Genomic DNA, 5,784 nt, shown 5'->3' with positions numbered 1-5,784 from the left:
CGTCAACGCATAACACTGGAAATCTGATGGACGATCTCTTCGCGGACCAAGAAGCCGCGCCCGAAGGCGAAAAACTGACGCTTGGCGATTACGCCGAGCGCGCGTATCTCGACTATGCGGTGAGCGTGGTCAAAGGCCGGGCGCTGCCCGATGTTTCCGACGGCCAGAAGCCCGTGCAACGCCGCATCCTGTTCGCGATGAACGAGATGGGCCTCGCCAACAACGCCAAGCCGGTGAAATCGGCTCGGGTGGTGGGTGACGTGCTGGGTAAATACCATCCGCACGGGGATCAGTCGGCCTATGACGCCCTCGTGCGCCTGGCGCAGGCGTTTTCGATGCGCTATCCGCTGATCGACGGTCAGGGCAATTTCGGTTCGCGCGACGGCGACGGCGCCGCGGCCATGCGATACACGGAAGCGCGACTTACGCCCATCGCCAAGTTGCTGATGGATGAGATTGACATGGGCACCGTCGATTTCATGCCGAACTATGACGGCTCGTTCCAGGAACCCAAGCTCTTGCCGGCGCGTTTGCCGTTCCTGCTGCTGAACGGCGCATCGGGCATCGCGGTCGGGATGGCGACCGAAGTCCCGTCGCATAACCTGCGTGAAGTCGCGGCTGCGGCGGTCGCCATGATCCGCGATCCGAAGATCGATCACGCGGCGCTTGCCGACTTGATTCCCGGCCCTGATTTCCCGGGCGGCGGCCAGATTATTTCCAGTCAGGCCGAGATTGCGGCGGCTTATGAAACGGGCCGCGGTAGCCTGAAAGTGCGGGCGCGCTGGAAGATCGAGGACATGGCGCGCGGGCAGTGGCAGCTCGTGATTACCGAGCTGCCGCCGAACGCGTCGGGTCAAAAAGTACTCGAGGAAATCGAGGAGCTCACCAATCCCAAGATCAAGCTCGGCAAGAAAGCGTTGTCGGCGGATCAGTTGCAGACGAAACAGACCTTGCTGGCCCTTCTCGACACAGTGCGCGACGAATCGGGCAGGGACGCGCCCGTGCGGCTTGTGTTCGAGCCGAAGTCGAGCCGTATCGACCAGACTGAATTTGTGAATTCGCTGCTCGCGCATACGAGTCTCGAATCGAATGCGCCGATCAACCTCGTGATGATCGGCGCCGATGGACGGCCGCGTCAAAAGGGTATCGGCGAAATCTTGCGCGAATGGGTCGGCTTCCGTTTTACGACCGTCACGCGACGCACGCAGCATCGGCTGGGCAAGGTCAACGACCGGATTCATATTCTTGAAGGGCGGATGATCGTCTTTCTGAATATCGACGAAGTCATCCGCGTCATTCGGGAAGCCGACGAACCGAAGCAGGCGCTGATGGACACATTCAAGCTCAGCGACCGGCAGGCCGAGGACATTCTCGAGATTCGCTTGCGCCAGCTTGCACGGCTCGAAGCGATCAAGATCGAGCAGGAACTCAAGGACTTGCGCAGCGAAAAGGCGAAGCTCGAAGAGTTGCTCAACAGCGACGCATCAATGAAGCGCTTGCTCATCAAGGAAATTGAAGCCGATGCAAAGCAGTACGGCGATGATCGCCGCACGCTGATCCAGGCGGAAAAGCGCGCGATTTTCGAGGTCCGCGTAGTCGACGAGCCGGTGACGGTGGTGGTGTCGCAGAAGGGCTGGGTACGCGCGTTGAAGGGGCATGGCCTCGATCCGGCGAGCTTCCAGTTCAAAGCAGGCGATGGCCTCTACGCCGCCTTCCTGGCGCGCACCCCGGACGTGATGATTGCGTGGGGCAGCAACGGGCGCGTGTATTCCGTTCCTGTCGCGGTGCTGCCGGGCGGCCGTGGGGACGGCGTGCCGGTTACATCGCTGATCGAACTCGAATCGGGATCGCATTTGCTGCACTACTTCGCGGCGGCGGCAGACCAGGCGTTGGTACTGGCATCGAGTAACGGCTTTGGCTTCATCGCCAAGCTCGGCGACATGGTGAGCCGCGTGAAGGCGGGCAAGTCGTTCATGACGATCGATGAAGGCGCGGCGCCGCTCGCACCCATGCCGATCGTGCCGAACGCGACGCAGGTTGCATGCTTGTCGAGCAATGGACGCCTGCTGGTGTTCGGTATCGACGAGATGAAGACCTTGTCGGGCGGCGGGCGCGGCGTCATTTTGCTGGCGCTCGATCCGAAGGAGACGTTGCGGCAGGCGCTGGCTATCGATGCGCGTGGCGTCATCCTGATCGGCACCGGGCGCGGTGGCAAACCACGTGACGAGAAGCTGGCGGGCGCGGGGCTCGAAGCGCATGTCGGCAAGCGCGCGCGCAAGGGTAAGGCGCCGGAATCGACGATCAAGGTGACGGACCTGCGGCCGGTATTCGAGGGATAAAGCTGCGGAAGGCGGGAAGGTGGAACTGACGCCCTGGGTTTGCGGTATGAGCCCGGGGCGTTCGCCTATTTGCCTGCGCTATTCCGCGACCCGTTTCGATATTATGAATAAACTTGAACCCGACTAACGGGATCAAGTCGAATGGCGGGCAATTGGCTGCGCGCGCCGGCTGCACGCGACTCACGCTGCGTAGCATTGATACATGACCTCCAATGGAAAACTTGATGAATAAGGCGATTGAAGTGGCGTTGTTCCTGCATTTCCTGGCCGTGGCGGTCTGGATAGGCGGGATGGTATTTGCGCATTTTTGCTTGCGGCCCGCCATAGCGGATTTATCGCCGCAATTGCGTTTGCCGTTATGGGAGTCTGTCTTTGGCCGCTTTTTCAATTGGGTGGCGGCGTCGGTGCTGGTGATCCTGCTGACGGGCGGTTTCTTGTTGACGCAATATGGCGGGGGTCATGCGATCTGGCCGTTGCACGCGATGGCTGGATTGGGAATCGTGATGATGTTGATTTTCGGGCATATCCGGTTTGCCGTATTCCCGAGGATTCGCCGTGCCGTTCAGGCGCAGAACTGGCCGGATGGCGCGCGGGCGGTAGGCACGATCAGGAGATTGGTCTTGCTCAATATTGTGCTGGGCGTAGTAACGGTGGGTGTGGCGGCGTTATCGCGGGGCATTTGATTTGATTTGAGAAGCAAGTTCTCATGCCGGAACATGTGGCCGAGCCTGGGACGTAGACTCAGGCTCCTAAACAGCCCCGATCAAGACAACATCCTCCACCGCCTCAAAAAGCCCGGGACTGCGCTTCGCGCAAATCCGCATCGCCCGGCGTGACCTCAGCCAGAATATCGAAAGAGCAAACGCCGAACCGATCGAGCAGTGCCTGCACACCTTCAGCCGGCACAGGACGAGAAAACAGGAACCCTTGAGCCTCGATAGGCCCAAGCCGCGAAAGCCACGCAATCTGCTCGTCCGTCTCGGTCCCTTCCACGACCACGGTCAACCCCAGCGACCGCGCCAGATTGACTATCGCCGAAACCATCACGCACACACTGCGATCGTGCGGTATGGCCTGGATAAAGGAGCGATCGACCTTGAGCGTATCGACGGCAAACCGATTCAGGTAAGACAACGACGAATATCCTGTCCCGAAATCGTCGAGTGCAATCCGAACGCCGAGCCGCTTCAACGCCGTAATTTTCTCAGCGACGAGATCGGGAAACTCCATCATCACGGTTTCGGTGATTTCGAGTTCGAGCTTGCCGGCAGCAATTCCGTTCTCGCGAATCGCCGTCGCGACTGTCTCGAACAAATCGCCACGCCAGAATTGCACGGCGGAAATGTTCACTGCGAGCGATAACCCGTCGTAACCCTGCGCCTGCCAGATGGCCAACTGCCGGCAAGCCGTGTGAATCACGAAATCGCCGATGGGTACGATCAGCCCCGTCGACTCTGCGACTGGAATGAACTCGGTTGCGGGAATCAGCCCATGCTGCGGATGATTCCATCGAGCAAGCGCTTCAAACCCGGTGATGCATCGGCGAGCCAGATCGACTTTCGGTTGATAGGTGAGAAACAGTTGATTCTCGGCGAGCGCGACCCGCAATTGTTGCTCCCACTTCATCAAGTGATCCGCGCGATGCGCCAATTGCGGCGAATAAAACTGATAGCAATTCTTGCCGGCATCCTTCGCGCTGTACATCGCGAGATCGGCCTTCTTCAATAAGTCGATCTCGCTTTCACTCGCAGCCGAATACAACGCGATACCAATGCTCGCATGCAGCACGAACGCGCTGCCGCGAACATCGAATGGCGTGAGGAACATGTGCGCGATTGCTTCGGCCATGTCGACAGACTGCCGTTCGACGTCCTCGCCTTTGACCACCGCGACAAATTCGTCGCCGCCGATGCGCGACAACGTGCCCTTGTTGCCGACCGTCTCGGAAAGACGCGACGCCGTCATTTGCAGCACGATGTCGCCGGCGTTATGGCCGAGCGTGTCGTTCACCGTTTTGAAATTATCGAGGTCGATGAAAAGCAGCGCGAGATGGCCGACATTTTCCCGCAGCGCGACGTCATTGCGCAGCGACTGCAGCGTGGAATAGCGGTTGCGCAAGCCGGTCAGCAAATCGTATTCGACAAGATGCGTCATTTCGCGCTCGCGGCCGAGCAGCTTGCTGATCAGTCCAGTCGCCACCGCGAAGAAGCCGAGCATGGCGAGCGAGATGAAGGTCGCCATCAGCAGGTACACGCGCCGCGTATGGTTGAAATCGGCGAACTCTTCGTTTTGCGACAGCCCTACGATCACGCCGAGCGGATACCCGTCGAGATGCCGGTACGACACGATGCGCTTCACGTGATCGATTGGATCGACATAGATTCCCGACGCATGCTCGGAGGTGGGATACACGCCGGTTGCCGAGAACGCGCCGCTGGTCCTGCCACTTTTGCCTGCATCGTCCGCCGGGCGCGGCGCCGTGGCTTGACCGGTGCTGCGTGCAATGACCGAGCCGTTATCCGAAACGACGGCGATCACGCCCTCGCGTCCGATCGACGCCACGTTGTAGAAATCGCTGGTGAAATAGCTTGGGTCCTCCGACACCACGACCACGCCCGCGAACGTGCCATCGGGATGATTCATGCGACGCGTGATCTGTAGCGTCCATTGCCTGGACACTCGGCCGAGGACAGGCTTGCTGATGTAAAGCAAGTCGTCGTTGGAGAGCGCGTGAACCTTGAAATGCTCGCGGTCGGAGAGATCGACGGGTTTCGGATTTGATTCTGCCGTCGTCGCGAGCAGCCGGCCGTTTTCATCGATGATCGCAACCTGTACGAGCGTGTCGCTTTGCACCACGCCGCGTTCGACGGTGCGCGCCAGGTCGAATTGTCCGCGGGTATTTTCGAATTCGTATTTGACGAAGCGGGTGATCTGGTCGACCTGGTGAATCGCCTTGACTGTGTGCTGTTCCAGGGCGGAAGACAGGATCGCCGCCGATGCCATCGATTCGTGTTGGGCGGCGTCCCGTTCAACGGACAGGCGCGCAAAAATGACCGTCCACAGCAGCACCAGCACAAGCGCCCCCAGCGCAGGAATGGCGAGCAGCGCTCGACGCCTGCGTGGCAGATTCGCGAGTTTCATCTCGCGTGGCGCTTGGGGCCGTGATCGATTCATGGGCTCGGTCGATCCGTGGACTGCGTGAGGCGTTGCGCCGGTCTCGTGTCCGGCACAACACCAGTGAGTTTGGGTATCGTTTCAGTGCGCGACCGATGGCCCACACGCTGGGCGATGCTTCCGGGCAAGTCAGGCGTTCTTAGGCGACAGGGCACGGGATTCGCCTTGGTCTGCGGACCGAAGCCAGTGCGGTGCGTAGCTGCACAGATATTACTGAAGGTGATCCGATTAAGGAAGCGGAGCGCGGTTCTAAGGCGGGTCAGGTATACGC

The 5,784-nt window shown here is 60.0% G+C and carries 3 protein-coding genes; 2 read left to right on the top strand and 1 reads right to left on the bottom strand.

Annotation, left to right across the window (positions count from 1 at the left end; translation table 11 throughout):
- The first annotated feature begins 26 nt into the window (after nt 1-26).
- Both parC and WCA53_RS12490 read left to right on the top strand, forming a co-directional pair.
- Entirely contained in the window at nt 27-2,339 is a 2,313-nt protein-coding gene (gene parC / locus WCA53_RS12495) for a DNA topoisomerase IV subunit A (protein WP_423910137.1), read from the top strand.
- 224 nt (nt 2,340-2,563) lie between these two features.
- On the top strand, nt 2,564-3,022 hold the full coding sequence (locus WCA53_RS12490; RefSeq protein WP_423910134.1) for a CopD family protein: 459 nt from the start codon (nt 2,564-2,566) through the stop codon (nt 3,020-3,022).
- Nucleotides 3,023-3,125: 103 nt separating this feature from the next.
- Here WCA53_RS12490 and WCA53_RS12485 read toward each other — a convergent pair whose 3' ends face one another.
- On the bottom strand, nt 3,126-5,480 hold the full coding sequence (locus WCA53_RS12485; protein WP_423910131.1) for a bifunctional diguanylate cyclase/phosphodiesterase: 2,355 nt from the start codon (nt 5,478-5,480) through the stop codon (nt 3,126-3,128).
- Nucleotides 5,481-5,784 lie beyond the last annotated feature (304 nt).

The sequence above is a fragment of the Caballeronia sp. genome (assembly GCF_049581465.1).
In the GTDB taxonomy this organism is placed as follows: domain Bacteria; phylum Pseudomonadota; class Gammaproteobacteria; order Burkholderiales; family Burkholderiaceae; genus Caballeronia.
Note: the sequence above shows the minus strand (reverse complement) of the source record. Positions and strands in the feature narration are given on the sequence as shown.